This is a genomic window from Bacillus sp. A01H, assembly GCF_045277205.1.
Lineage (GTDB): Bacteria > Bacillota > Bacilli > Bacillales > Bacillaceae_G > Bacillus_A > Bacillus_A paranthracis.
This window is the reverse complement of the sequence record NZ_CP117702.1, coordinates 2,565,097-2,590,903: the sequence shown is the minus strand read 5'-3', so window position 1 is coordinate 2,590,903 and position 25,807 is coordinate 2,565,097. Positions and strand designations below refer to the sequence as shown.

The 25,807-nt window shown below is 32.5% G+C and carries 26 protein-coding genes, 1 pseudogene and 1 riboswitch; of the genes and pseudogenes, 6 read left to right on the top strand and 21 right to left on the bottom strand.

Features of this window, described 5'->3' with window-relative positions:
* Window positions 1-17 precede the first annotated feature (17 nt).
* Window positions 18-1,286 carry a HAMP domain-containing sensor histidine kinase gene (locus PSR14_RS13600; RefSeq protein WP_098487553.1) on the top strand — a complete coding sequence of 423 codons (1,269 nt, stop codon included), beginning with the start codon at window positions 18-20 and terminating at the stop codon, window positions 1,284-1,286.
* A 92-nt stretch (window positions 1,287-1,378) separates the two neighbouring features.
* Here the strand turns inward: PSR14_RS13600 and PSR14_RS13595 are convergent, their stop codons facing one another.
* From PSR14_RS13595 to PSR14_RS13580, 4 genes are all read right to left on the bottom strand, one after another.
* The gene (locus PSR14_RS13595) at window positions 1,379-1,486 is read right to left on the bottom strand and encodes a YjcZ family sporulation protein (RefSeq protein WP_000120182.1); all 108 of its coding nucleotides are present in this window, start codon (window positions 1,484-1,486) and stop codon (window positions 1,379-1,381) included.
* A 135-nt stretch (window positions 1,487-1,621) separates the two neighbouring features.
* Window positions 1,622-2,422 (bottom strand): energy-coupling factor transporter transmembrane protein EcfT, encoded by an 801-nt coding sequence (locus PSR14_RS13590; protein WP_000282909.1) that lies wholly within the window; start codon window positions 2,420-2,422, stop codon window positions 1,622-1,624.
* Window positions 2,415-4,115, bottom strand: coding sequence for an ABC transporter ATP-binding protein (locus tag PSR14_RS13585; RefSeq protein WP_061536455.1), 1,701 nt, complete (start codon window positions 4,113-4,115; stop codon window positions 2,415-2,417). The genes PSR14_RS13590 and PSR14_RS13585 overlap by 8 nt, the downstream gene beginning before the upstream one ends.
* 10 nt (window positions 4,116-4,125) lie before the next feature.
* Complete coding sequence (locus PSR14_RS13580; protein ID WP_046199162.1) at window positions 4,126-4,674, bottom strand: ECF-type riboflavin transporter substrate-binding protein; 549 nt, start codon at window positions 4,672-4,674, stop codon at window positions 4,126-4,128.
* A 139-nt stretch (window positions 4,675-4,813) separates the two neighbouring features.
* Window positions 4,814-4,929, bottom strand: a riboswitch (SAM riboswitch).
* A gap of 153 nt (window positions 4,930-5,082) precedes the next feature.
* Here PSR14_RS13580 and PSR14_RS13575 point away from each other — a divergent pair.
* The gene (locus tag PSR14_RS13575; RefSeq protein ID WP_000864406.1) at window positions 5,083-5,763 is read left to right on the top strand and encodes an aspartate/glutamate racemase family protein; all 681 of its coding nucleotides are present in this window, start codon (window positions 5,083-5,085) and stop codon (window positions 5,761-5,763) included.
* Window positions 5,764-5,812: 49 nt separating this feature from the next.
* Here the strand turns inward: PSR14_RS13575 and PSR14_RS13570 are convergent, their stop codons facing one another.
* The 5 genes from PSR14_RS13570 to PSR14_RS13550 form a co-directional block, all read right to left on the bottom strand.
* Window positions 5,813-6,991, bottom strand: a complete 1,179-nt coding sequence (locus tag PSR14_RS13570; RefSeq protein ID WP_000932125.1) for a macrolide family glycosyltransferase — start codon at window positions 6,989-6,991, stop codon at window positions 5,813-5,815.
* A 336-nt stretch (window positions 6,992-7,327) separates the two neighbouring features.
* A complete protein-coding gene (locus tag PSR14_RS13565) occupies window positions 7,328-9,454 on the bottom strand; it encodes a penicillin-binding protein 2 (RefSeq protein ID WP_073541702.1) in 2,127 nt (708 codons plus the stop codon).
* Between the two features lie 214 nt (window positions 9,455-9,668).
* Window positions 9,669-11,456 carry an ATP-binding protein gene (locus PSR14_RS13560; RefSeq protein ID WP_000994080.1) on the bottom strand — a complete coding sequence of 596 codons (1,788 nt, stop codon included), beginning with the start codon at window positions 11,454-11,456 and terminating at the stop codon, window positions 9,669-9,671.
* 475 nt (window positions 11,457-11,931) lie between these two features.
* Entirely contained in the window at window positions 11,932-12,783 is an 852-nt protein-coding gene (locus PSR14_RS13555; RefSeq protein ID WP_000766401.1) for a Cof-type HAD-IIB family hydrolase, read from the bottom strand.
* 176 nt (window positions 12,784-12,959) lie between these two features.
* Window positions 12,960-13,538, bottom strand: coding sequence for a cysteine dioxygenase family protein (locus PSR14_RS13550; RefSeq protein WP_000954454.1), 579 nt, complete (start codon window positions 13,536-13,538; stop codon window positions 12,960-12,962).
* A 92-nt stretch (window positions 13,539-13,630) separates the two neighbouring features.
* On the opposite strand from PSR14_RS13550, the pseudogene PSR14_RS13545 reads away from it, so the two are divergent.
* A pseudogene (locus PSR14_RS13545) lies at window positions 13,631-14,083 on the top strand (PadR family transcriptional regulator).
* Window positions 14,084-14,184: 101 nt separating this feature from the next.
* Here the strand turns inward: PSR14_RS13545 and PSR14_RS13540 are convergent.
* From PSR14_RS13540 to PSR14_RS13515, 6 genes are all read right to left on the bottom strand, one after another.
* On the bottom strand, window positions 14,185-14,340 hold the full coding sequence (locus PSR14_RS13540) for a DUF1540 domain-containing protein (protein WP_000046091.1): 156 nt from the start codon (window positions 14,338-14,340) through the stop codon (window positions 14,185-14,187).
* A gap of 70 nt (window positions 14,341-14,410) precedes the next feature.
* On the bottom strand, window positions 14,411-15,043 hold the full coding sequence (locus PSR14_RS13535) for a Vat family streptogramin A O-acetyltransferase (protein WP_001069220.1): 633 nt from the start codon (window positions 15,041-15,043) through the stop codon (window positions 14,411-14,413).
* Window positions 15,033-16,316, bottom strand: coding sequence for an MFS transporter (locus PSR14_RS13530; protein ID WP_000106380.1), 1,284 nt, complete (start codon window positions 16,314-16,316; stop codon window positions 15,033-15,035). The genes PSR14_RS13535 and PSR14_RS13530 overlap by 11 nt, the downstream gene beginning before the upstream one ends.
* Before the next feature lie 267 nt (window positions 16,317-16,583).
* Window positions 16,584-17,819, bottom strand: a complete 1,236-nt coding sequence (cypA, locus tag PSR14_RS13525) for a cytochrome P450 (protein WP_000062107.1) — start codon at window positions 17,817-17,819, stop codon at window positions 16,584-16,586.
* 158 nt (window positions 17,820-17,977) lie between these two features.
* A complete protein-coding gene (locus PSR14_RS13520; RefSeq protein WP_000282686.1) occupies window positions 17,978-18,382 on the bottom strand; it encodes a hypothetical protein in 405 nt (134 codons plus the stop codon).
* A 144-nt stretch (window positions 18,383-18,526) separates the two neighbouring features.
* Complete coding sequence (locus PSR14_RS13515) at window positions 18,527-19,531, bottom strand: DUF1835 domain-containing protein (RefSeq protein ID WP_000565722.1); 1,005 nt, start codon at window positions 19,529-19,531, stop codon at window positions 18,527-18,529.
* Between the two features lie 177 nt (window positions 19,532-19,708).
* Between PSR14_RS13515 and PSR14_RS13510 the strand changes: the two genes are divergently transcribed.
* Window positions 19,709-19,921, top strand: coding sequence for a hypothetical protein (locus tag PSR14_RS13510; RefSeq protein WP_000416564.1), 213 nt, complete (start codon window positions 19,709-19,711; stop codon window positions 19,919-19,921).
* 244 nt (window positions 19,922-20,165) lie between these two features.
* Here the strand turns inward: PSR14_RS13510 and PSR14_RS13505 are convergent, their stop codons facing one another.
* From PSR14_RS13505 to PSR14_RS13480, 6 genes are all read right to left on the bottom strand, one after another.
* The gene (locus tag PSR14_RS13505) at window positions 20,166-20,369 is read right to left on the bottom strand and encodes a hypothetical protein (protein WP_000878365.1); all 204 of its coding nucleotides are present in this window, start codon (window positions 20,367-20,369) and stop codon (window positions 20,166-20,168) included.
* 139 nt (window positions 20,370-20,508) lie between these two features.
* Entirely contained in the window at window positions 20,509-20,925 is a 417-nt protein-coding gene (locus tag PSR14_RS13500) for a DUF3995 domain-containing protein (protein WP_406644224.1), read from the bottom strand.
* A gap of 175 nt (window positions 20,926-21,100) precedes the next feature.
* Entirely contained in the window at window positions 21,101-21,874 is a 774-nt protein-coding gene (locus PSR14_RS13495) for a DUF3959 family protein (protein ID WP_000732208.1), read from the bottom strand.
* A 208-nt stretch (window positions 21,875-22,082) separates the two neighbouring features.
* Window positions 22,083-22,211: a hypothetical protein gene (locus tag PSR14_RS13490; protein ID WP_001997560.1), complete on the bottom strand. Its 129-nt coding sequence runs from the start codon at window positions 22,209-22,211 to the stop codon at window positions 22,083-22,085.
* Window positions 22,212-22,322: 111 nt separating this feature from the next.
* Complete coding sequence (locus PSR14_RS13485) at window positions 22,323-22,853, bottom strand: replication-relaxation family protein (protein ID WP_000110724.1); 531 nt, start codon at window positions 22,851-22,853, stop codon at window positions 22,323-22,325.
* Between the two features lie 31 nt (window positions 22,854-22,884).
* Complete coding sequence (locus PSR14_RS13480; protein ID WP_000571534.1) at window positions 22,885-24,075, bottom strand: FtsK/SpoIIIE domain-containing protein; 1,191 nt, start codon at window positions 24,073-24,075, stop codon at window positions 22,885-22,887.
* Between the two features lie 27 nt (window positions 24,076-24,102).
* On the opposite strand from PSR14_RS13480, the gene PSR14_RS13475 reads away from it, so the two are divergent.
* A complete protein-coding gene (locus tag PSR14_RS13475) occupies window positions 24,103-24,615 on the top strand; it encodes a hypothetical protein (RefSeq protein WP_227494869.1) in 513 nt (170 codons plus the stop codon).
* 183 nt (window positions 24,616-24,798) lie between these two features.
* Window positions 24,799-25,800: a WXG100 family type VII secretion target gene (locus tag PSR14_RS13470; RefSeq protein ID WP_000249924.1), complete on the top strand. Its 1,002-nt coding sequence runs from the start codon at window positions 24,799-24,801 to the stop codon at window positions 25,798-25,800.
* Window positions 25,801-25,807 lie beyond the last annotated feature (7 nt).

Genomic DNA, 25,807 nt, shown 5'->3' with positions numbered 1-25,807 from the left:
ATAACGAGGCAAATATTATGAACTTTGTGTATATCAATCAACACGTGTTAAATAACCTTCTATACATTTTAAGTAGCATATTTATTTTTTATTTTATATATGATAGCGGGCGCAATTTGAAGAAATATAAAAAACTACTTATTATACTTTGTACGAGTATCCCTCTTATTTTATGTATGCGCTATCCTATCTATATGGATGAAAATTGTATTCATGATTTAAGACAAATACCGGTTATAGTAGGTACACTTTATGGTGGCTTCCCTGTCGGTATAACATTGTTTGCTATTTTATTAATTACAAGATTTTCATTTTATGGATTTAGTATGTTAACAATAGTAGTGTATGGAACAATGTTTATCATTACAGCATTCGCATCCGCAAAATTTAATACGTATAATAGAAAAATTAAAGTAGCTTATGCAATGTTTTTAACATTTTTCTTAGCAATATTTACAACTGTAATTGTATTAACTTTATCAGATTTTGAAGTGAATAATTTGTACATCATTTATTTCATAATATTACCAACCGTTTTAATGTTGTTTGTAGTTTATTTTAATGAAGTTTTAAAAGATGCAGTATGCATACGATCGAAGTTAATTAAAATGGAAAAAATGGAGATTGTTAGCCAACTCGCTGCTAGTATATCGCACGAAGTAAGAAATCCCTTAACTGTTGTAAAAGGATTTACACAACTTTTAAAAACACCAAATTTAACTCCAGAATCAAGAGACGAGTATATTAAGCATATACTGGAAGAATTACATCACGCCCAAGGAATTATTGATGATTATTTAACGTTTGCCAAACCTGCTTCAGAAAAATTAGATGAGATTTCAGTAGAACAAGAATTAAATCGAGTTATTAATATGATCTTACCTTTATGTAATATGAATACAATACATATTACAAAAGATTTCTCTACGGCAACAATAGTTGGTAATAAACAGCACTTTCAGCAATGTTTTTTAAACTTATTAAAAAATGGTATTGAAGCAATGCCTAATGGCGGTACTTTAAATATCTCCTCTTCTATTAGTAATAATAAAGTTATCATACGAATTGAAGATAGCGGAATTGGTATGTCACAAGAGCAAATAAATCGATTTGGCGAACCGTATTTTAGTACAAAAACGAAAGGTACAGGTTTAGGTACAATGGTTGCTGTTAAGATCATTGAAACGATGCAAGGTAATTTGAAAATCCGAAGCGTTATGAATAAAGGTACTACTTTGACAATTACATTTCCGAAATGTAATACAAACGCATTTAACAATAAATAAAAAAGGAGCAATTATGCTCCTTTTTTATTTGTTTCGATACATAAGTATCTTCTATGTTTTTTAGTTTTACATTTGTGGAGACTAATTAAAAATTAGTACCCTCCGCCCCAGCAGCTGCATCCAACGATAATTAATAAAATAAATAACACAACTAATAAAGCGAAACCTCCACCAAAACCACAAGAACCACCGTAACTCATATTTTCTCCTCCTTTTGGTTTGAAAACTAATAGGTAGTTGATCATTTTAACTGGTTCGTATTATACATTATGTAAATATCCCTTTTTTGAGCATGTCTATATAAAAATAAGTAAAAGCACTCATTTGAGAGTGCTTTAAAATGGATACCAAAAATTTTGAAATACATGTAACTTTACATATACTGCAGCAATTAAAATAAAAATACCTACAAATAAAGCAATGAAATCCTGGCTTTTCGCTTTATTTGTATAGAACCACGTACGTGTATCCTTCTTTCCGAACCCTCTTAAATCCATTGCGTTTGAAACTGTATCGATTCTCTCTAAAGAATGAATAATTAAAGGCCAAAAAATTAAGACACGGTTTTGCATGCGGATCCATAAACTTGCTTCTCCTTTTTCGAAAGCTACTCCTCTCGCCTCTTGGGCATGTTTAATAACTTTATATTCGGACTGAATATCAGGTATATAACGTAATGCAATATTTATCGCATAAGTAATTTTATAATGAATTCGAAATTTACTTAAGCTACTCACAAATTTGCTTGGATCAGTCGTATAAATAAAAATAAGTGTAAATGGTAATAACGTAAAATACTTTAACGAAAGTGTAGCTGCATAAAATAATGTTTCGTATGTAATTGTTGCATATCCAATATACATAAATGAAGTATACGATCCAGTTAATTCAGATCCATGGGTTGGTGTAATAAATAAGATCATGACAGAATTTAATAAACTAAATGTAAATATAACAGTAAAAACAATAAAAATTTTACGAAATGGAATTTTAGCAACTAAAAGTCCGATACATCCAATTATAAATACGAATAGCAATACGCGAAAATCAAAAAATAAAAAGGTAAGCGTCATACCAAAAATAAATAACAACAATTTCACTGCTCCGTCCATGCGATGGAAATATGTATTATACACCTTCCTCCCTCCTAATATCATTAAAATAAAGTTCCATAAATTTTTCAGGATTTGCAATACCACTAAATTTAACGAGTTTGAATAAAGAGCTCTCCTTTAAGTTCGCTCTTTTTAATGTTTCTGGATGCCCTAATACAGTAGACGCGGTATTATTCGCAATAATTTCCCCTTCATGTAGAACTATTGCTCTGTCCGCATATTCTGATGCGAGATTCATATCGTGTGTGATAAAAATAAATGATATTCCCTTTTTAGCTAATTTTCTAATAAACGACATAAACTGTTTATAATGATAATAATCTTGTCCCGCTGTCGGTTCATCTAATATGATAAGTTTTGGATTTGCTGTTAGTACAGATGCAATCGTTAATCTCTTTTTTTGTCCATAACTTAACGCCTGAATTGGCCAATTTCGAAATGGATACAAACCACAAATTTTTAACGCTTCCTCCGCTCTAAACTTAATTTCTTTCTTTGAAACCTTTTTTAATTTTAATGTGAATGAAACCTCTTCTATAACAGTAGGTTGTGTAATCATGTGATTTGGATTTTGCATGACATAAGATATAATCTCACCGCGTTTACGTATAGACCAAGAATTGATATTTACTCCATCAATTAAAATCCTTCCATTTTTTGTTTTGTTTATTCCTATAAGACTATGAGCTAATGTTGATTTTCCAGCTCCGTTATGGCCCAAAAGTGCTACAATTTCTCCTTCATATATGGATAATTTTACATTCTCTAATACTTTTTGTTTATTAGGATATGAAAATGATAAATTCTCTACTTTCAATAATTCTTTTTTTGTAGGAGTATCTTTACAAAAAGCTTTTTTCTCCATCCACTCTTTTATTACGCCACTAATACTTTCCTTATGAAGATTTTCAAGTGGATATATTACGTCATTATTACTATCAAAATGTAATCTTTTTAATCCTTCTATGTACATAGGTTCTCTTAATCCGATTGAGGGTAATATATTTGACGCTAAAATCTCATCTGGTGCCCCTATCGCAACAATTTCCCCTTCATCAATTAAAATAATTTTATCTAAATCCAGATTTAACATTTCTTCTATTCGATGTTCAATAATTACAATTGTTTTATTATATTGCTTATGTATATTTTTAATAAGTTCAATTGTATGTAAGCTGCTAGCTGGATCTAAATTTGCTAACGGTTCATCGAACAATAATATAGGAGCATTTGTTGTTAACAAACCCGCTAAAGAAACAGTTTGTTTTTGCCCTCCAGATAATTCATGCGGACTTTGTTTATGAAAAGTATGCATCCCTACCTTTTTTAATGACTCCGAGACAATCTTTTTCATTTCATCCTGATTTACACATTCATTTTCTAAATAAAAGGCTACATCTTCTTCTACTGTAAGACCAATAAATTGTGCATCTTGATCTTGCAAAATTGTGCCTACATGTTTACTCAGTTCAAAAACACTCTTTTTCCTCGGATCTTTTCCAGCAATTAAAATATTACCAGTACTAGTCCCTTCATAAGAAAATGGGATTAGCCCATTCATACAATGAGCTAACGTTGATTTCCCTGAACCACTTCGTCCAGCAATTAGCACTTTTTCCCCAGGATATATATGAAATGTAATGTCTTTCACAGTAGGCTGCGCTGCATGCTTATATTGAAAGTTGAATTGTTCAAAAGAAATAATTGGTTGCATTTTAATATCCCTACTTTTCAATTTTTAAATGTGTATGTTTCTTATTCGATTTAGCTAGGCCTATTGTAATCGGCAATCCAAGAACTAAAAATACAATAACGTCAGCAATTGTTGCACCTAACACTTGTATAACAATTTTGTCAAACGGTTCTCCCATTACAATAATATCGAATGCCCCAGCAAATATAATAGCAATGACAATTCCAATTAAGCCAGTAATGGCTAAATAAGAAATATCTCCCTTATTATATGTCCCGTTTTTCACACTAAAGCCAACTCTTTTTTGAATGAACCCCATTGCAAAGCCGATAATGCCGGAACTAAAAACCCAGCCCCACCAAATACCCCAGCCAGCAATTGTATCTGTTACAGTATGACCGATAAGTCCTATTAACAGCCCTGCCACTGGACCAAATAACGCTCCAAAAACGGTTAAAATAGCTAATGCAGGTTTAATAAATGTATTTGGTGCAATAGAAAATCCCCAAAGTCCTAATATCCCGTATAATGCTGCTCCAATCCCGATTGCCACTACTAACTTCGTTGATAATTTGTTCATTACAATTCCCCTCTCTTATTAGTCAACTTTTATTACTCTATATTTATTTTCAAAATGAATTATGCATCGACACTCCCTTTCTATACAACAAAAAATGGCCTCTTATATAAGAGGCCATTTTCTTTCACGTTCAAGAATCCTCTTATCTTCCAAAAAACACATCGTGTTCTCTGCGGAATTAGCACCTTCCTATACATTTACATAGGGGTTGCTGAGGTTTCATAGGGCCGGTCCCTCCACCTCTCTGGATAAGTATTAATTTATAATTCGTATTATGGCATTAAAAAGTATAAATTTCAACACTTTTCTAATTATTTTTATTTTTTGTTTAACAATACATTTAAATCATTGTATTCTTATCGGAATTGTGAAATAATGAATTCAAAATAGTTACGGGAGGAATGTACGATGAAAGTAATCGGTTTAATTGGTGGACTAAGTTGGGAATCTACATCATTATATTATAAACATATTAATACACTTACACTCTCTCAATACGATCAAAATGCAAAGCTTGTTTTATATAGCATGGACTTTGGTGAAGTAACGACTTTATTACAAAATCATCAATATGAAGAAGTGAAAAACGAATTAGTTACTGTTGCAAAGAAGGTTGAAAAATCCGGAGCTGAATGTTTATTAATGTGTTCCAATACGGTCCATTTATTTGCTGAAGAAGTAGAAAGTGCAATATCCATTCCACTTCTTCACATAGGTGATGTAAGTGCTAAAGAAATGGTAGAACAGAATATAAAGCGTATCGGATTATTGGGTACGAAACAAACGATGGAACAAGACTTCTATAAATCACGTCTAGCAAACTATAACATTGAGACAATCATCCCAAATGAAGAGGAAAGAAATTTTATTCATCATGTTATTTTAAATGAATTAAGTAAAGGAATTATTTCAGAAACATCAAAAGAAAAGCTATTACAAATTACAAAATCATTAATTCAAAATGGCGCAGAAGGTATACTACTAGGTTGCACCGAAATACCGTTGCTCATTTCCCAAAACGACCTTACTGTTCCTGTTTTTGATACTGCTTTTTTACATGCAAATACTGCTGTGCAGTTTGCGGGATAATCATATAAAAGCATAAAGGTTGAGCCTCTATGCTTTTATATTACCCACACTATTTATTTAAAAGAGATGTAATCACTGTGATTGCTTCATTTGAACCACCACAATCTAAAAAACTATCCTTCAGTTTTCGTATACCATGCTTATACTTTTCATTTAAAAGTACGTCTGTTACCGCTTCTTTTAAACTTTGTACATTAACATGCTCTTTCAATAACCTATGTGCAGCTTCCAGCTCAGTTAGTCTTTGTGCTATCATCGGTTGATCTTTATCATGTGGAATGATGACAAATGGGACATTAAAATAAATAGCGTCGTGTACACTGTTCATGCCGCCATGTGTAATAAAAACATCTGCTTCATTTAATATTTCTGATTGGGGTACGTATGAAGCAATTATAAAATTGTCTGGCGCTTTCTTAATTTTAGAACGATCATTTCTATCACCAATTGCCATTACAACTACCCCTTTAAAATCTGAGAAAGTATCAATACAAGTATTAAAGAATGGTTCAAGTCCTTCAAGCAGTGTCCCCATTGAAATATAAATAACTTTCTTACCTTTAAGCAATTCAAGTGGAAACTCTACATTTGTTTTACGCTTTGAAATACTTGGTCCAATAAAAATGTTATTTTCTCCAAACAAATCGCTATTAGGTTGGAAGTAACGACTTGTGTACACAAGAGTAATATCTCCCTTGTTATGCATAAATTGAAGATTGTTTTTAGGCTTTACTCCAAATTCATGTTCCATTCGATATAGTAACTGTTCAGAAATTTCATCAGGTTGGAATGGTATTTCTGCATTAGGATGAAAAGGTAAAGTCTCCAAAAATTCAGTAGGAATTAAAAATATAGGAGAAGAAACTATGCCTGGAATTTGTAAATACTCCTTTACTAACTCTCCAGCACCAAATATATCATAAATTACGAAATCAAAATTAATGCTTTCACATAATTGTTTCGTAATTTCTAATATATATAAAGAAGTTTGAACATGTACATGAAAGAAAGAGTTCAATCCATATGAAGTTTCAGTATCAATAGAAATATCCTTTAATAAATCTGGATGGGTATATACAGTAGCTCCCAAATCTTCAATTCTGCCTTTAAAGTGTTCTGTAGTAATATAGTGTACGTGATCCCCCCGTTCAGTAAAGGCTTTGACTAAACTTAATGTCGGGTTTACATGTCCCTCTGCTGGAAAATTAATCATTAAAATATTTAGCACTTCTTTCTCACTCCTTACATTTCAACACTCTTATTAATCATACTGTAATGATTACCGTCAATCTTCCCCTAATAGTCCTAATATACTTGCTACTTTAGATTGATAAATAATTGTCAGTTATTTAATTAAAAAAGGCATCTACATAAGTAGATGCCTAACCGTGATAAGGAGTGTTCTGTGAGGTTAGAATAAGCTTTTCAGCTTGTCCTATGCTATCAATATATGATTTATTTTATAAAACGTGAACAATTGATAGAATGATTTTACCTTTCTATCACCCATTTTGAATCTATCCCTAAATTAAATGACTCTAGTTTCTATATTATTTCATATGTTTTAACCTTCTTGAGAGCTATCTATTTGTAAATTTTCTCCAGTAAATCTCTTATTTTTCAATTCAAAATAAGCATCTAAAACTTCTTTTCCAATATCAGAGTTAATGCCAGATTTATCATTCATAACCCACGGCACAACTACAGAGAATGCTACTTCTGGATTATCATATGGCGCATACCCTGCTAACGTTAAGTTATAACATTCTCTTCTCTCGCCCTTTTCATTTCTTCCAATATCGCTTTCTCCACCGTAAACTGTCTGTGCTGTTCCTGTTTTACCTGCTGGTTTATAAGATGCTTTTTGGAACGCCCTTACTCCTGTTCCATCACCCTCTTGGAATACCTTTCTAAATCCTTCTTTTACTTGATTTATATATTCCTCTTTCATATCAATTTTATTTAAAACAATTGGTTCTACTGCATGCACCACTTTACCAATCTCATCTTTTTGCGACGTTTGCTCTCTTACCTCTTGTACAATTTGTGGCTTCATTCGATATCCACCGTTTGCAATTGTTGAAATATACTGTACGAGCTGAAGTGGTGTATACGTGTCATACTGACCAATTGAGTAATCTAATAAGAAACCCGGCTGATTATCTTTTTTACCAATTTGTCCAGCTGTTTCATTCGGTAAATCAATACCCGTTGGAACACCTAATCCGAATTGTCTGAAATAGTACCTCATTTTATCAAAGTATTCCTGTTTAATATTTAATGAACTATTTTTCACATAATCCACACCTGCAATTTTTAATGCTGTATGAAACATATAAACGTTTGAAGAGACTTGTAACGCTCTTAAATCATCAATGTTTCCAAACTCTTTCCAAGATTTCTTCTCCCTAGTACCTTTAAACTTCATAGGTGCATCATAAAAATAAGTACCTGGTGTTATAGCTTTCGTTTCAAATCCAGTTAAAACTGTGGCACCTTTAACTGTTGATCCCAGCTCATATGAACTAGTCATTGTACCTAATGCATAGTCTTCAATTTCTGTTTTCCCGTCTTGTTCTACAAGTCTTTTCCCAGCCATTGATAATACTTGTCCGTTTTTCGGATTCATCATTACAACGAAAGCACGGTCCAACATAGATTCAGATCCTTTATATGCCTTTAATATTTTTTCTATACTTTCTTCTACTTTTTTCTGTAATTCCATATCTATCGTTAAAGTTAAGTTCTTACCGCTCTTTCCCTCAGAAATTGTTTCCGTTCTAATTGTAGTACCTTGTTTATCTGCAACGCTTCTTACTTCTTTTTTTGTACCATGAAGTACATCTTCATATTGCTGCTCGATATAACTTTTTCCAACCCTATCATTTCGGCTATAATCACGTACTAAGTAATAATCTAATCGTTCACTTGGTAATCCTTCATCAGAATTAGAAACATTTCCAAGAACAGATCGGAATAATCCATCATTCACATACACTCTCTCCCAATCAACCGACACGTCTACACCTGGGAGATTTGCTAAACCTTCACTAATTATAGTAAATTCCTTTTCACTAACGTCTTTTTTTATAATTTGTGGAGCCATTTGATAACCAGAAGTCATCTTACTTTTAATAGCTAACACTTTTATATCTTTATCTGTTAAATCTTGAAGATTTTTATCCGTAACTCGTTTTCTTTTTAACTCTTCAATTTTTTTATCTAAATTTTTTCCGGTAATATCTTTATCTCTGAACCTATTTATTTCTTTTTTAGATACTAATTTTTCGGTTAGTGTCGGATTTAATTGCATCCAAAAATCTTTCTTATCCGTCTCAGTTAGTTTATCTATATCTTCTTTTGGTATTTCAATTATGTCTGCAAGTTGTCTTGCTGTTTTTAATATTTCTTCTGATTTTACACCTTTCATCTTTGTATATGTAATTGTACGTAAAGACTTATTAGCAACTACTGGATTCCCTTCTCGGTCAAATATTTTCCCCCGCGGCACAGAAAGGCTTACGGTTGCATTTTCTCTCTTCTCCACTTCATTTTTATACGTCTCACCATCAATAATTTGTACTTTACCTAATTGTATAATCATGGCAGAAAACAATATAAATACACATAAGAATAAAATGTTTAACCGCATCGGTACTGCTCTACCGCTTTTTTTCTCTTGTTTTTTCACCTTGTCATAATCTCCTCCTTACTGTATTTCTATTAATAATTGAATCTATATATTAAAAGTAATGCACATTTTCTATACATTACTTTGCACAAATACTAATATATTGATAAAAACTTAATAGAAATTAAAGCAAATCTAAAGAAAAGGTAAAGTTTTCTAAATTAAATACAAAAATACCCAATAACGAAAAGCTTAACTTTTCGTTATTGGGTATTTAAGAATTAATAATTGAACGTATTGATTCTAATCTATCATCATAATTTGATAAAGGCTTTTTACTCTGAATTTTTGGCAAGTAAATCGTTACTGTTGTTCCGACGCCAACCTCACTCATAATACTTATATTCCCTTGATGACTTTCAATAATTTTATAACTTAACATCAATCCAATACCGGTACCTTTTTCTTTCGTACTATAGAATGGTTCACCTAATCTTTTAATTCGTTCTTCAGGTATTCCTATTCCTTTATCAATTACACTAATAATGATACCATCTTTGCCTATTTCTTTTATGTGAATTGAAATTCTCCCACCATCTGGCATAGCTTCGATTGAATTTTGCAAAATGTTAATAAATACTTGTTTCAGTTGATTTTCTGAGCATTCAATGATTATATCTTTGGTATCTGTAAATAGTTCAACTTGAATATTCGTCATAATTGCCTTTGTATTCATTAGCGATACGACATTTTTAAAAATTTGATAAATATTTTTCTTTTCTGTATTTATTTCATCCGTTTTAGCAATGGATAGAAATTCTTGAAGGATTGCTTCTATCCGTTCAATTTCAGAAAGCATAAGATTAAAATATTTTTCTTGATCTTCTTTATTAATTTGGAATAATTGAATAAACCCTTTAATTACAGTTAACGGATTTCTTACTTCATGAGCTACACCAGCCGCTAATTGTCCAATTGCTGCAAGCGTATCTGATTTATTTAGCAATTCTTCTGTCTTTTTTCGCTCTGTAATATCGCGTACGATAATCATAATTTTATCCTGTAATAATGGTAAGCACCTGGCTTCAAAGAAGTCAACACTGCCATTAAGTGTAAGTGGATATTCTACTATTACATTCGTTCCTTTTTCCTTCACTTGACTAATGGCTTCCTGAAACTGCTGTGCTACTGGAGATGGTAAGACATCGTAAAACTTTTTTCCCATAAAAGCTTCTGCGGGTACGTAAAATTTTGTAGGGGATCCTGCTTTATAATCAATAATTGTGCCGTCATCTTCTGTTAAGAAACATAAGTCTGGTAAAGCTTGAAAAATTAATTCCAATTCAGACGTTTGTTGTATTAATTTCTCTTCTATTGCTTTTAAATGTGTAATATCTACACCAACAGCCCAATAACTAAATCCACTTACAGGAAACTGTTCTGATATATTGGACCACATTATCGTTTTAATTTCACCATTTTTACATGTTAAGCGCATTTCCCAATCTCTAAAGTTCTTTCCACGAGTCAAAAATTTCTTTTGTATCTCGTGACGATAATTATGATCAGGATACAGTAAGCGAAGTGCGTTTGGATTTCCAATTACCTCTTCCGCAGTATATCCTGTTACAATTTCACATTCGCGATTCCACAAAACAAAATCTCCATTATAATCAAGTGCATCAACCATAACAGGCATGTTTTGTAAGATTGTATGTAGTTCCTCCTCTTTTCGAGTAAGTAACGTTGTATTTTTATTTTGAAATCCTTTCATTACCCCACCTATAATTAGATTTGAAAGCATTTCAAAGTATTTTTGGGAATTGAAAATTTCGCTTTTCTGAGACCATACAACAAAAGATCCTAAATATTGATTGTATAAAAAAATGGGGATTTCAATTTTGGGAAGTTTACATATTTTCTTTTCATTTATTCCAAATGAAAATATACATTCTTTTTCAGCATCAAGAAGTTGATGTGATATGTTGGTTAATTGATAAAATTGTTCTGCCATGGTTTCTATTGTACTCACATCAATAAGTTCCATTAGCCGCGCATTCATTCCTTTTTCACCTCAATATGTAAAATTCATACAAACTTTAAATTCATACTTCTCCATTATACGAAGAATGTGCCTGTAGGTATATAGCTGAAGAATAATTATTCGAACAAATTTTATTTTTCAATTAAAAACAAAAAATATATGCATGCAAATTGAAACTCTAATTAGTAAGTTTTATTCATCTCCGACTGATTATTAGCTGAGCCAATCATGATCTTTTATGTTGCATGAACTCTCCTTAACATCCTTACATTCGTTAAGTTTTGACATAGTTTTATACACACTAGTAGCAATATAAAAATACATTACATATAAAGTTCATAAAACTTTCACAATTATCATGAAAAATATAAACATTTATTCCAATATATTCTATATAATAAAATGTAATAAGGCTTCTATGAATCTCATAGAATACCTTACCCCTAATAAAAAGAAAAAAAGAATCCAATTGGATTCTTTTTTTCTTTTTATGTTACATTACATATTTATATAAAGCATGTGCAACACCATGTTCTTCATTAGATAATGTTTCATATTTACACATCGCTTTTATTTCTTCAACAGCATTTCCCATTGCAATTGAAATGTTCGCTTTTTCCATCATAGAAACATCGTTTAGCCCATCACCTATCGCAACAGTATTTTCAACTGAAATATTAAGATATTCAGCTAAAGTGTATAATCCATTCCCTTTTTGAGCATCTCGATGATTAATCTCTAAATTGTGCCAATATGAAGATGTAATTGCTAAATCTGAATTATGAAGAAATGTTTCTTTTAGTTTTTTTAATTTCTCTATATCATAAGAAAATGGCAACAATTTATGCACGTGTATTTCTGTTTCTACAATTGACTTGCAACTTTCCGTACTATGAAATGCTGTATGCTCAAGGTATAATGCTGCAATTGTTTCTAATTCTTGTATATCCACATTTGTTTTTGAATTTTTCAAATCCTCAATTTCCCTGCGTACACTTTCCACTCCATATTCTGGAACATATACGCCTTTATCTGTATAAAGTTGATAATATAAACCATTCTCTTCAAGATATTCTACTATTTTAAGTGCCTGCATATTTTGAATTGGATATCTTTTCATCATTTTTTTATCTTTATATATAAGTGCACCATTTTCTGCAATGATCGGACACTCTAAATCAGCTTCTAACAATAATCGTTCAATATCGACAATAGAACGTCCTGTACAAATCGCTACAACATGGCCCGCTTCTTGACATGCTCGAATTGCTTTTGCATTCTCTGTACTAATCATTTTATTCCCTGAAAGAAGGGTTCCATCTAAATCAATTGCTATTAATTTCATTATTTCTTCACCACTTTCTAAAATACACGAGTTCTACCTATATTCAAGGTATCGTTTTCACACTGATCTCGTGAGGTTCTCTTTAGTTATAATTTATGAAAAGCGTTTCAGGTCAAGAAATAATTAAAAATAAAATCAGAAGCTTTTCTTTTTAAAGAAAAGCTTCTGATTTTAAACTATGAACTATAACTAATATATTTCGTCTCACACATGTACACATTCTTTTCTTCAGTTGGGACATATATTTTAAACTTTTCTAAACGTTTTCCGTAAACATGAATAGTGACAACGCTTTCATTTTCTGCTATTTCAAGAATATGACAATCAGCTGGTGGAATGACTTTATCTGTTTCTCCTTCTCCCAAATAAAGATTTCCTGTATGAGTTAAATAAACAAGTGAATTTTCAAGCTGCTTCGTTTGTATAAAGTTCTGCACCATTATTCTTCCTGTAAATACGCCTTCTACTCCCCATGTGCCATCATGATCATGTAAAGGAGTCGATTGTCCATCTTTCCATACAAGAGCTAATACTTCAAAACGATTTAAAGGATCTTCATAAAGCAAGTGTCGTGCATATTGAGCCGAATTCGCCTTCTGTTTTTCTAACGGAAGCCATGTTTTCTTTTCTAAAAGTTCTTCTAATAATTTTTCAATCCCACAAACAATTTGATCTTCTAACAAATTACTATTTATTAAATCCGTTACAGCTTTAATAAATGTTTGGAACGTCTTACTTCCATTACACGTTAACATAAGCATCCTCCTCTACTCTTATTCACACACTTCCATACTAAATAACCAACTAAAATTTTACAATTGAGAAATAAAAAAACAAGGTACAGTAAATTTGTACCTTGCTGAACAGTTTATTGAGTTTTAAGCGAATAGGTAAGAATTTTGAATTAAATCATAATATGCTTTATCCTTCTCTTCGACGTTTTGAGAGTATGAGGGCTATAACGAAAAAAGTACATACACAAGTCGGAAAACCAAACCGAAATATGTATGAAATTACTGAAACAGGAGAAGAAATTTTTCTGAAATGTTGCGCGAGTTTCCCAAAAAACTCGCGACAAACAATATAGAATTTCTTGTTCGTATCGCGCTTTTTGAAAAGCTTGATTATGAAGCTAGAAAAGAAGTTTTAACAATACGCCAAGACATACTACATAAAACAACTTACTGCTATTCAATCTTTAGATGCTAGTTCACCTTTTATTACAGAAGTAATTGAATTTAGTAAATCACGTATCGAACATGAATTGCTCTGGATTACATCACTTATGAAGAAAATATGAAAAAATAAAAGAAAAGTTAAAAACAATGAATGAAAATGAGATTTATTATCAATACTATAATTAATAAAAGGGCAACCACGATTTGGCTACCCTTCAAAAATTTATACTTCCGGATCGAAAGTTTTGCAATCTGTTTCTTCTGTAGTCGATGCTTGTTTTCCTTTATGACTTACTACATAAATTGCGTCTGCGCTACATTTATTGCCGTTAGCCCAAAATTTACAGTTGTTTACTTCACATAAAACGTCTTGTGCCATAGTATCACACCTCCTCGTTCTATTATCATTAACAAAATTCGGAGGTATGATACTTTTTGTTATGCATTTTTTATTCCCTTTTTAGCTTTCTTAATGGCTCTATATCTCCTTGTACAATAGCACCTATATTTTCAGTTATTTTTTCAATATGAAAATGCCACCATTGTATTTGCAATAATTCTTCTATTATTGCATTTGAAAATCTCTCCCTTATTTTATATGCAGGGTTTCCACCAACAATTGTATATGGTGCAACGTCTCTAGTCACAACCGATTTAGCTGCTATTATTGCACCATCCCCTATTTTTATTCCAGGCATAATTGTTGTATCCATACCGATCCAAACGTCATTTCCTATAACTGTATCACCTTTGTAAGGTAAATCAGACAAATTAGGTGTATACTTCTCCCATCCATTTCCAAATATATTAAATGGATATGCCGAGAATCCATCCATCCGATGATTCGCTCCATTCATAATAAAGGTAACTCCATTTGCAATACAACAAAACTTTCCAATGATAAGGCGATCTCCAAGAAATTCATAATGATGTAATACTCGATCTTCAAATGTTTCTCCATCTTTCGCATCATAATATGAATAATCTCCGGCGAGTATATTAGCTTTCGTTATTGTATTTTTTATAAAGTGAACATTTTTATTTCCTTCGATAGGGTATTTAACATTTGGATTAGGATTCATGTTGCACAGCACTTCCTTTCCTATTCATTTCACTCTCTATTGCTATAACTGGCTTTAAATTGTATATAGGTAAAATAAATAATAATCCAATTATAAATAGTAAAGCTGTGCCTTCGTACATCGTACTTAATGAAAACATTTCTTTTAATGAACCAGCAATACTCATCGTTACTACCATTGAACCGGTGAATAGCGGACTTAAAATGCCATTTACACGACCAATAAAATCAGTATCACTATTTTGAATAATGAGCGTATTAATACCTATTTGAATACAAGGAAGAGCTAAACCGCTAAAAAGTTGTGCTGTGAGTGTTACCCATAAATTGGTGGAATAACCTATAATACCGATGCCGATTGCCTGACCAAGCATACCGATAATTAACATCTTTTGCGGCGCAACATTTTTTGCAAACACCATCGCTAAAGCACCGCCAACAATCATTCCTGCACCATTTACTGTTAGTAACCATTGTAAACTCTCTTTTGATAATCCTAACTGCTCAGTCACAATAAAAATACCTAACGGCTGAATTAAACCAATTCCTAGTCCTGCTGCCATAAAACAAAGCCCTAGCAAAGTTAATGCTTTTTTCTTTTTCACATATTTAATACCATCAAGCATTTCCTGTAATATAGTGATTTCTTTCTTCTCATTATCATTCTCAAGATCTTTCGGAAGAAATAACAACACAGCTGCTGCAAGTAAAAAAGCGATACCTGTAATAATGATTGAAATATAAATTCCAAAACTATGAAAAATAAATGTTCCAAGAATCGGTCCTAACACCATAAATATCGCAAATATTGTTTGATAAATAGACATTGCTAATTGAATTTGTTCTGCCGATAAATGCTGTTTAAACAATTTCATGCCAGATGGCTGAGAAAATTGCGAAAGGATTGCAGAAATAAGTGTGACAAAAAACACGATTTTCCACGTTCCAAACATTAGAGTAATTAATACTGCAAATACTGATAAAGAACTTAAAGTCTCACACCATATCATAGTCCTCTTCGGCTTCCACCTATCAGCAAACGTTCCACCAATAAAGGAAAAGATGAAAATTGGAGCAAACTCCGCCACTGAAATCATCGAAATAGCAAAAGCATCACCCTTTGTCATTTCCATTACATATAGTAATACCGCAAAGTTCCGAACCCATATTCCAATTTGTAAAAATAATGCTGATGCTAGAATCCCCTGTACAAACCGGTTTTTTAATACTTGTGATACCCCATTATTTTGTTTCGTTTCTACATTTGTCGACATAAAAAAGCCCCCTATTTCATGTTCTGAACAGGAGGCAGCACAAATCATATGAAAAGACTATATTTTCGCAGAGCGAAATACATCCCTTTTCTATAAATGTACAGACTAATCCTATTCAGAAGAATATTTCGTTTTTTAACGAAGATCTCTTACAAATAGAATTAGTTGATCATTGGGATGTTTTCACCCTTCCGTTTCGAATTTAAATTACACATACATACTCTATGTAAATCATTTTCTATGTATGCATGTCTTACAATAAATATTCTAGAATGTTAATGGTAATTCCTCTAAAGAACGCATTAAATAATTACCTTGCCATTTAATGTCTTCACGATTCCCTTTTATTTGTAGTTTTGGCATTCTCTCAAACAAAGTAGTAATAGCAATTTTTGCTTCCAACCTAGCAAGTGGAGCACCTAGGCAGAAATGGCTACCATGACCAAAGGCAATATGACGATTGTTCTCGCGAGTAATATCGAATACTTCTGGATTCTCAAATACTGTTTCATCACGGTTTGCAGAAGCTAAGGCAATGACAACCATATCTCCTTTTTCAATTGTTTGGTCATGAATTTGAAAAGGTCCATCTGCCCATCTTGAAGTTGTAACCTCAACCGGGGAATAATATCGTAATCCTTCCTCAATTGCTGCATCAATTAACTTTGGATTTTCTTTTAATAACTGTAATTGATCCGGATTTTCAAGAAGTGCTAATACCGTATTTGTTATTAAATTTACCGTTGTCTCATGCCCTGCAACAATTAGTAACATTATCATTGAATATAGTTCCCGAGCGTTAAGTTTATGTCCTTCACTTTCTGCAAGTATTAAAGCACTAACCAAGTCCTCTTTCGGTTCTTTTCGTTTCATATCAACTAAATATTGAAGGTATGTAATAAACTCAGATAGTTGCTTTTCAGTTTCTTTTATTTCTTCTGGTGTTTCTGGATAAGCAATGACAGCATGCGACCAAATTCTAAATTTCGCTTGATCTTCTTTTGGAATGCCGAGCATTTCACTTATCACAATGATCGGTAAAGGAAATGAATAATCATCCACAAGGTTTAATGAACCTTTTCGCTCAACTTCGTTCAATAAATCATCTGCGATATACTGAATTCTTCCTTCCAGTTGTGCAATCATCTTCGGTGTGAAAACTTTTTGCACAAGTGATCGCAGACGATTGTGGTTAGGTGGATCTGAATTTAACATGTGCGTCGTTAAATGATCACTATTGTCAACAGTAAGAAACACATTTAATGTATCTTGAGAAAATACATTGGCCGGATCTTTTTTTAAGCGACTGTCTTTTAAAAGCGGTAAAGCATCTTCATATCTTGTAATAAGCCACTCTGCACCTAATTCAGTTTTATTCACAAATAAGATAGGTTGCATTTTACGAGATTCTTTATAAATTTCATATGCATCTTCTTTAAACTGAGCTGAAGCTAAATTGATGCCATCCTCTATTCTTAGCCCAACTTTATTTTTCATTGACATTGTATTCCCTCACTCTCATTTGTTTAAAAAAACAACCAACATATGCATTATACGCTAATAAAAACGTGAAAATTGCAACTTTTTAATCAAAACCTTACTTCGTATATTGAAAAATAAAAAAGTGAGGGAGTAAAATCTTTCTACTCTCTCACTTTTCTTTATGCGAAGCACATGAAATTACTAATTTGTTGATAGCGATAACTTATTTTACGACGACGACCACCTTGCCACGTGTAACCTGATACTCCATTTCTTCTCACTTCGGTCGGGAAGAACCATAAATCCCTTCCGAAAGGACCAGGACGATGTAAGCGTAAATAGCCCCATCTTCCTAGACAGTTACACATCCAAGATTTCATATTACCTGGTTGTGCAGGAGAAGCAAATGTAGACGGTAACGACGGCGCTTGTGACGGAGGTGGTGACGTTGGAGCATCTTCCGCATCATCTGGTCTGTAATCTTCTTGTTCAATATCTCTCACTTCATTTGTAGGTTCATACCCGTAGTTTTGTGGATTATAATACATCGCTTGATCATATGGATAATTTTGTTGGTTATACATATTAATAAATCACCTTCTTTTCATTACCTTTACCATTCATATGTGATATGCCCTCTCTGGGAAGCTTATGTATAGCCTAAATTCAACAAAAAATAAAGCTCGTATTTTAAAAATACGAGCTTCTTCATAAACGGAATAGATGTATTATTTTCTTAATTTCACACTATAGAAACGCATTTCATCTAATGAACCTTCAAATTCAAATACTTCTTGTTTAATTAATTCCTTTAAGCGATATTCTAAAAACGTATCGCCAACTGATTGCTCTACAAGACCAAGTGCTTCACCAATTACTCTAGGAGCTTTTAGGAATTCTTGATCAGCACCTATACTTTTCGCACATTCAATAATAAATTGATCAAAATAATTTTCTTGTACAGAACGCACTTCATTGTCTGTCCAAACTCTTAAAAATCCCGTACTTTTCGAGAGACTATCCCACTCATGTTCAAACTGCATCCGATTCTCTACAGTTAAATACGGCAATTTTACAAAACTTTTTTGAATTAGAGCTAAACTTTCAGGTGGTAACTCTCCTGTTCCACGAATAACATACTCTAGTTTTAATATTTCTTTACTTGCTTCAGATGTATTCATAACGCGAATATTTTTCTTATCTTTTAATTGCGCCATTACAAAACATAGACCTACATGTTCATGTGCGTTATCGGCTTTCCAAATTGTAATAGGCGTTTCACTAGGAATAGCGTATAGTTCTTTCATAGTTTCTAAAAACCTTGGTAAATACTCTTCTTCAAAATAATTTTCATAAGCATTTAAGTTGTTTACTAACCATTCCTGTCTTGCTAGTTGCCACTTATTCATATGTAACTTGTGTATCGGCCCAATTGAAAAGAATTCAGAAAAAGCAATAACCATCTCTTCCAATCGTTCTTCTTGACTTAGCATATGCTTTAAACATCCAGCTGTTGAATCATCAAATGCAATATGAATGTGTGAGCTTTCTTTTACATTTCTTTTATAAGATGTATTACTCAGTAGTTGATTAGGAATATCCATTAAATTTTTAATAGTATCTTCACTATAGTTTTCTTCTAATAAATTTAACTGAATTAGAATGCTTTGAAGTAAATGTTTTGCTTCATCTTCGTACATATCCTCTACAACATTTTTGATTTTATCTATCATGTAAACCCCTCTATTCATTTCAAAAATAACGTAGATTATAGTGTATCATTTAAGTGTTAATCTTTAAAAGTTTTTTAGTCAAATCATGTATTAGAAAGATTGCTAAATAATCTTTTGTAAATCCTTTTATTTAAATGTATAATTATATAGAAAATAAAAAATGTAGGAGCTATGTTTATGGAGAAAGTATTTCCTAATTATAAACATTATCTAAAAAATTGGAGATTTATATTTATTTGTATATTACCTACTATCGCCTTTTTATTTGCTTTTGATGTCATCTTTGAATTAATATTTCATCAAGATTTCTATTTATCTAACTTAATTTTTGCTATTATTTTATTTTTAATATTTATGAGCATCAAAGATATGTTTAAAATTAAAAGTTAAAGATCCGGATAAAGTGGGATAAAAAAAGAGCACCCTGCAATCAGATGCTCTCATGTGATAGAGGTTTTTCTGAGTATTAAGTAGGACACGAAGGTCTTGTCCCACTATCTAATATATGCTTGTACTTATTTTTTGTGCATGTACGAAGTATCACTATAAATTCTCCTCATAAATCCCTTGTACAATTAACATATTTATACATAAAAAAAACATCCCCCGTGGATGTTTTTTTATGTACCGATTTTTAAGCTTCCATAAACTTAGCCGGTACACCAATTTTTTCAACTACAGAAGATATATTAGTAGGATTAATCATTACATTTTCAATACTAACTAATTTATTTTCTAGTAGCCCATTCTCTGTAGTAATAAGTTCTTCAAACCGAGCTAAAGTCATCGAGAATTTGTGTTCACTTCCACCATTCATACTGACTTTTACGTACTTCATAGTGTCACCCGCCTTTCATAATAATCTATAATTCGGTAAAAAGGCACTTACATCCTTTTATTTACTCCTAGATTTTTCACTTTTACATTTGCCAATTCACGTTTATATTATTTTGAAGAAAACAACCACTATTTTATGTTCACGCTATAATTGCTAATAAGAATGATAAAGATAAAAATACACAAAGTGGTGTATATAAAGCAGTATCCATTCTAGCAAATTGGGTATCTTTTTTTCGCTTAAAAATACCAAAATAATGAAACTCACCAATTACTCTTATGAAAAATACAATCATACACACCCAGGATCCCACTCGAACAATAATATTAGGAAATGCAAAATGAACAATATTTGTTTGTTGTAATAAAATCATCGCTGCCATACTTAATAATAACGCAATGAGCAATGTCATTCCTGCACCTGGTGTAAACGCCTTTTTTCCCATTTTTGTTGGAATAACACTATTTGTCGCCCACTTACCTCCAAAAGCCCAGTAAACATGTAAAAAGCTAACTAAAAATAATATACAGACAGAAATATATGTAATAATAAGCATTTTGTCCTCCCATTATTTTATTTAACTCCTTAACTTTAAGGTATGCTATAAAGTGAAACTTTAATTAGTGGGGGTCTTACTGCCCATTAAAGCGGGATACATTTCTCATTAGCAATCAATATGTAATTACAAAAAAGCCTTCAATGATAACTCATTAAAGGCTTACTAAAGTTTCTTATGCATTATACCTATTTCTACGACGTTCCATCCTTGTTTGTCCTTGAACAGTACCTTCTTTATATTGATGTATTTGCTCTTTCAGTTCATATGTTGCAGCTGGAGCCGGTTCTTCGTAATTATGCTCACGTATTTTTTCTGGCGTTTTTCGTTTTGATACTTTTCCACCAAACTTAAATAATTGCATCCTAAATTTCGGTAATCTTGGAAGTGGAATCTTAAAGGATAATTTTTTCTGTTTCTTTTTTTGTTTAAATAGATTTATATTTTCTTTATTATCATTTTTCTCTCTGCGGTGAATTAACATCGCAAGTAATCCACCTAATATCAGTCCACCAACTAAAAGCATGATATATTTGAAATTGCTTGTCATTAAACTAGACATACGTTCAAGTATGACTAACGACTGTACTTCTTTCATATCCCATATTAAAGCGGCCCATAATGCGAATAAACCGAAAGTAAGTCCATATGTACGAAAACGAAATAAACATGGAATTAAAGCGATACAAGCGGCAATTTTCGCATTCGCTATTATTGAACTAGTTGAAATATCTTGATGCCAAATGACTAACAATAGTGTAATAAATGGTGCATACGCTATCCAACTACATATACGTGAATATATTTTTTTCGCAAAATAACTACCGAAACTAGTAAAAAATAAAAGGCCTCCAATATATAAAGATTGTTCTAGCGGGATTTGCTTTAAAATTCCTGCAACTGGAAAGAGGCCGCTCAATAGCATTAATAGCACATCTAATTTCTTCACAATTCCTCATTCCTTTCAAATTTCTTTTGAGTTAATACATATTGCTTTTCCATATGATGTAGTTTTTTATTTCTAAAAAACATCTTAATCCTGTATGGAAATAAAGTAAATATGTAAAAGAGAAGATACATGACAAAAGATATCCTTATTTACATGAAAAAATGACAAATCCTGACCTATATAATGAACAGGATTTGTCTATTATTATTTAAAGTAGAATAATTGAATCTTTCTTTTCTATTTTTATAATATCTACATCCAATTCATCATCAAACTCTTTAAACTCTCTTGCATCTATATCCGTCATATCACGAATGATTTTATAAGCATTTCGCATAAGTGTGATTTCATTAACTAAAGCTATTTTCAAAGACGACATATCAGCGATAATTTATGTCTATTCCGAATAGGTGTTAGCAAGTTCGTTTGCAAACTTGTTAGCACTTTTTTATATTTCTTCTATTACATACACCTTCGCAAGAACATCATATTTAGCAGCTAACTCTTCCAATTTCTTTTCTCTATATTTCGTCACTGTAAAAAAATGAATCACTGGCATTTTCCCGTTATGCTTCTGTTTATAAATTTGGGTAAACTCTTCATATTTTTTTATCTTCTCTTCATTCACTTTCATTTTCTGCGAGCGATCTATCTCAACTGCATGAAGTATATTTTCTTCATCCCGAAACTTCACATCCGGAACTATTTTCTTTTTCTCTTTATTCTTTATATAACGTATATCCGTTTCAATCTGCCAGTTATCTGGACAAAATAAATGTAACCACGCTTTATTCCGTAATAACGCATGCGCAAGCTTCCCTCTCGAAACAACCTTACCATCATCACCAAACATCGCGTGCCCTTCGTTATTGAGATAATACACATATTCTTTCCCTTGCATGGTTTTACTCACGTATGGTTTTAAATCCCCCAAAATACGGTTTGCATTACGTATACCACCCATATTATGCACACTCATTAAATGTCTTCTCGTTGCAAACTGAAGCTTCCTAATCGTCGCAAGTATCGCCATCTGACGGTTGATTTTCATATGGCTCTGGATGTTCATGTTTTTCCACCTCATATTCTTTTAGATGTTTCCACATAACTATGTCATCGATATACGGCACTTGCAGTACGGTGAAGCTTTCCTTCATATATATAGCTCTTCCTGGAATAGATGGTAGTTGTTCTAATCCGGACTGATCGATTACAACCTCTGATGCGGTACGAGTCGGTAAACGGAAGCCGAGTTTCGCGTTCGCCATCTGTTTTACTACCCTTGGCAATGTATCTCCTGTAGGATATTGCGTACAGAAGACAATACGAAACCCAAGTGCCCCTCCAACACGCGCAATATGACTAATCATGTATTGGCACTCTTCCAGCATTTTATTATGAGCTCTCGGTAGCCCTTTTGCAGGTGCAAGTACTGCTCCTTCATCCACTACAATGAAATACCGGTCCTTTTCTTTCGTGTGAACAATATTCTTGATACCACGTTCTTTCATGTACTTCCCACGTTCATGCATTTTTTCCATCACTTTCAGCAGCATGCCGTGTGCTTGCTCTGAAGTTTCTACGATTTGTTCGACTTGTTTCAGTTTTTTATATTCACTAAATTCAAGTCCTTCTTCTTTTAAATCAATCAAATAAAAATGAGCATGATCAGGATTTGCTAATGATAAGGAAGCGAACATATTTTTAAGGAAGACTGTTTTCCCCATACGAATTAATCCCCCTACAGCCATATGCGGTGTTTCATCGAAATCATGATAAACAATTGTTTCTAAACTCTGGCCAACTGGAATACGCCATTTCCCTTTCGTTACTAAATCCATTGACCATGACCAGTTCTTCGGTATTTCTTTACGGAACACACGGATGTTCAATTTATAATTATCGTACTGGATACGTACTGGTTTATTTAGCCCTTCTGAAACTACATCCTCAACCTTCTGTATGATTTTACTCGGCATACCAAGCGGTAAAGTATATACATAAGTCGTACTACGATCATCATCAATTTGTTTTTGGAACTTTGGATATTGCAATTTGTCTTCATTATTTCTTTTAATCGCAATTCCAGCCACCTCAAAAAACACCTGTATTTTTCTCTTATCATCATTTTTACTTTTGAACTTTTCACCGAATAATGCCACTGTCAAACCTGCAGCTGGAACGAGTAATAATTCAATCAATTACCACCGTTTGATCTCCCAAGCTCTATGATTACAAGTGAATTTCATTACGACAGTAGTAGCTGGATAAACAGTTCACCGTTGCTACTAAAATCTGTATCTAAAGAAGCTCAAAATCTAATTACTAAAATAAACAAGAATTATAATGAAGATTTCAAATACGAAAGCGTATATATCAGCGGCGGCCAGATGGGCGATGGTGAAAGGGTAGAATTACTTTCCTCTAATCCTAATTTAGGAAAGATTTATGATTATGGACAAGGGCAACTCTATTTAGTAGGTGAGAATGAAAATGATTTCATGATTACATTTATAATTGATAAAGCTACTGTAGAGTTAGCAAAAAATTGGATTACTTTAATAAATCCAGATTTAAATCTAGATAAAGAAATTAACGATATTGTTGCATTGCCTTTCAAAAATTCAGGGGAGCGAGATTATCACGCATATTTAGATAAGGGTAACTACAAAATGGAGTTAGGCACAATGCCTGCATCAAATGGTTATGAAAGAATAGACATAAGTGTTAAAAGAAAATAATTGATAGAAATAAAAAAGAGCCGCCCAACAGGACGGCTCTTTTTTATTTCACATACACATACGCTTTATTTACAATTAAGCAGATTTTAGTTCACATAAATATTATTATACTAATCTAAAATTTCCGTATTTACATTTTTTTCTTTTTATCTCATAATTTTAATTGGGAAAGGGAGGAAAAAAATGGTTCAAATCAAAGTAACACCTGAAATGCTAGAAGAAGTGGCTAATCGTGCAAATAATACCAGAATCGCATTAGAATCTATACATAATAATTTATGTAACGAAATAGATCAATTGTGTTTTCAGTGGATTGGTGCCTCTAATCAACAGTTCATTCAAATGTTCAATGATGCGAGACCAAAGGCTTTTACATCTATCAATTCACTTGTAAAAGTAGAAGAAGACTTGAAACGGATTGCTGAAAAATTCCGCAATGCAGATAATCAAGATGTTACAATGGAAGAAGGTGCAATGTGTGGTAAACCTTCCTCTGAAGAAAAAGGTTTTGATGGCGGTAAACTAGCTCGAGATATAGCCGGTGAAATAAGTGGTGAGTATGATATTAAAAGAGCGTGGGATGGTGTTGATCCATCTACTGGTGAAAAACTATCAACCTGGGATAGAATCTTTGCGGGTGGGATGGCAGTAGCTGGTCTTACACCAGTCGGGAAACTTGCTAAAGTGGGAAAAGGCGTTAAGATGACGCATGCTGCAATAGAAAGTAAAAACCTTTTACGAGGAGAAGATTACTTAAAAGCAGCAACAAGACCAAATGGTATCGGTAAACCACATATTGGTGAGAACGGAAACCTAATCCCAGCAAATAAAGAAGGGATGTATAAAGGCCGACAAGTAACTGTAACTGAACATATCTTAGGTGGATATCGCAGAGGAGCAAAACATAATAGTCCTTATACTAGTTTCTCGATAAAACCTGAGGTTGCAAGTAATTATGGTAAAAATATTATTGATATTGATTTACCTGCTCTAAGAAAGGGGATTAGGGACGGTGAAGTAAAAGATGTTGCTATTTTAAGCCCTAAGCAAATAGAGCGTTTAATAAAGCAAGATTCCGCCACTACAGATCACTGGAAAAATCTCGCTTTAAATTGGACTAAAAGAGATACTGAATACCTTATTAGAGGAGAAATTCCTAGTAAATATTTTAACATTAAGAAATGAGAGGGAT

Coding starts and splice junctions, on each gene's coding strand:
- PSR14_RS13600 (WP_098487553.1), top strand. CDS start 18: ATGAACTTTGTGTATATCAATCAACACGTGTTAAATAACCTTCTATAC.
- PSR14_RS13595 (WP_000120182.1), bottom strand. CDS start 1,486: ATGAGTTACGGTGGTTCTTGTGGTTTTGGTGGAGGTTTCGCTTTATTA.
- PSR14_RS13585 (WP_061536455.1), bottom strand. CDS start 4,115: ATGCAACCAATTATTTCTTTTGAACAATTCAACTTTCAATATAAGCAT.
- PSR14_RS13580 (WP_046199162.1), bottom strand. CDS start 4,674: ATGAACAAATTATCAACGAAGTTAGTAGTGGCAATCGGGATTGGAGCA.
- PSR14_RS13575 (WP_000864406.1), top strand. CDS start 5,083: ATGAAAGTAATCGGTTTAATTGGTGGACTAAGTTGGGAATCTACATCA.
- PSR14_RS13560 (WP_000994080.1), bottom strand. CDS start 11,456: ATGAATGCGCGGCTAATGGAACTTATTGATGTGAGTACAATAGAAACC.
- PSR14_RS13555 (WP_000766401.1), bottom strand. CDS start 12,783: ATGAAATTAATAGCAATTGATTTAGATGGAACCCTTCTTTCAGGGAAT.
- PSR14_RS13550 (WP_000954454.1), bottom strand. CDS start 13,538: ATGTTAACGTGTAATGGAAGTAAGACGTTCCAAACATTTATTAAAGCT.
- PSR14_RS13540 (WP_000046091.1), bottom strand. CDS start 14,340: ATGGCACAAGACGTTTTATGTGAAGTAAACAACTGTAAATTTTGGGCT.
- PSR14_RS13535 (WP_001069220.1), bottom strand. CDS start 15,043: ATGAATCCTAATCCAAATGTTAAATACCCTATCGAAGGAAATAAAAAT.
- PSR14_RS13530 (WP_000106380.1), bottom strand. CDS start 16,316: ATGTCGACAAATGTAGAAACGAAACAAAATAATGGGGTATCACAAGTA.
- cypA (WP_000062107.1), bottom strand. CDS start 17,819: ATGTCAATGAAAAATAAAGTTGGGCTAAGAATAGAGGATGGCATCAAT.
- PSR14_RS13520 (WP_000282686.1), bottom strand. CDS start 18,382: ATGTATAACCAACAAAATTATCCATATGATCAAGCGATGTATTATAAT.
- PSR14_RS13515 (WP_000565722.1), bottom strand. CDS start 19,531: ATGATAGATAAAATCAAAAATGTTGTAGAGGATATGTACGAAGATGAA.
- PSR14_RS13510 (WP_000416564.1), top strand. CDS start 19,709: ATGGAGAAAGTATTTCCTAATTATAAACATTATCTAAAAAATTGGAGA.
- PSR14_RS13505 (WP_000878365.1), bottom strand. CDS start 20,369: ATGAAGTACGTAAAAGTCAGTATGAATGGTGGAAGTGAACACAAATTC.
- PSR14_RS13500 (WP_406644224.1), bottom strand. CDS start 20,925: ATGCTTATTATTACATATATTTCTGTCTGTATATTATTTTTAGTTAGC.
- PSR14_RS13490 (WP_001997560.1), bottom strand. CDS start 22,211: ATGCGAAATGCTTATAAAATCATTCGTGATATGACGGATATAGATGCA.
- PSR14_RS13485 (WP_000110724.1), bottom strand. CDS start 22,853: ATGAGTGTGCATAATATGGGTGGTATACGTAATGCAAACCGTATTTTG.
- PSR14_RS13475 (WP_227494869.1), top strand. CDS start 24,103: ATGATTACAAGTGAATTTCATTACGACAGTAGTAGCTGGATAAACAGT.
- PSR14_RS13470 (WP_000249924.1), top strand. CDS start 24,799: ATGGTTCAAATCAAAGTAACACCTGAAATGCTAGAAGAAGTGGCTAAT.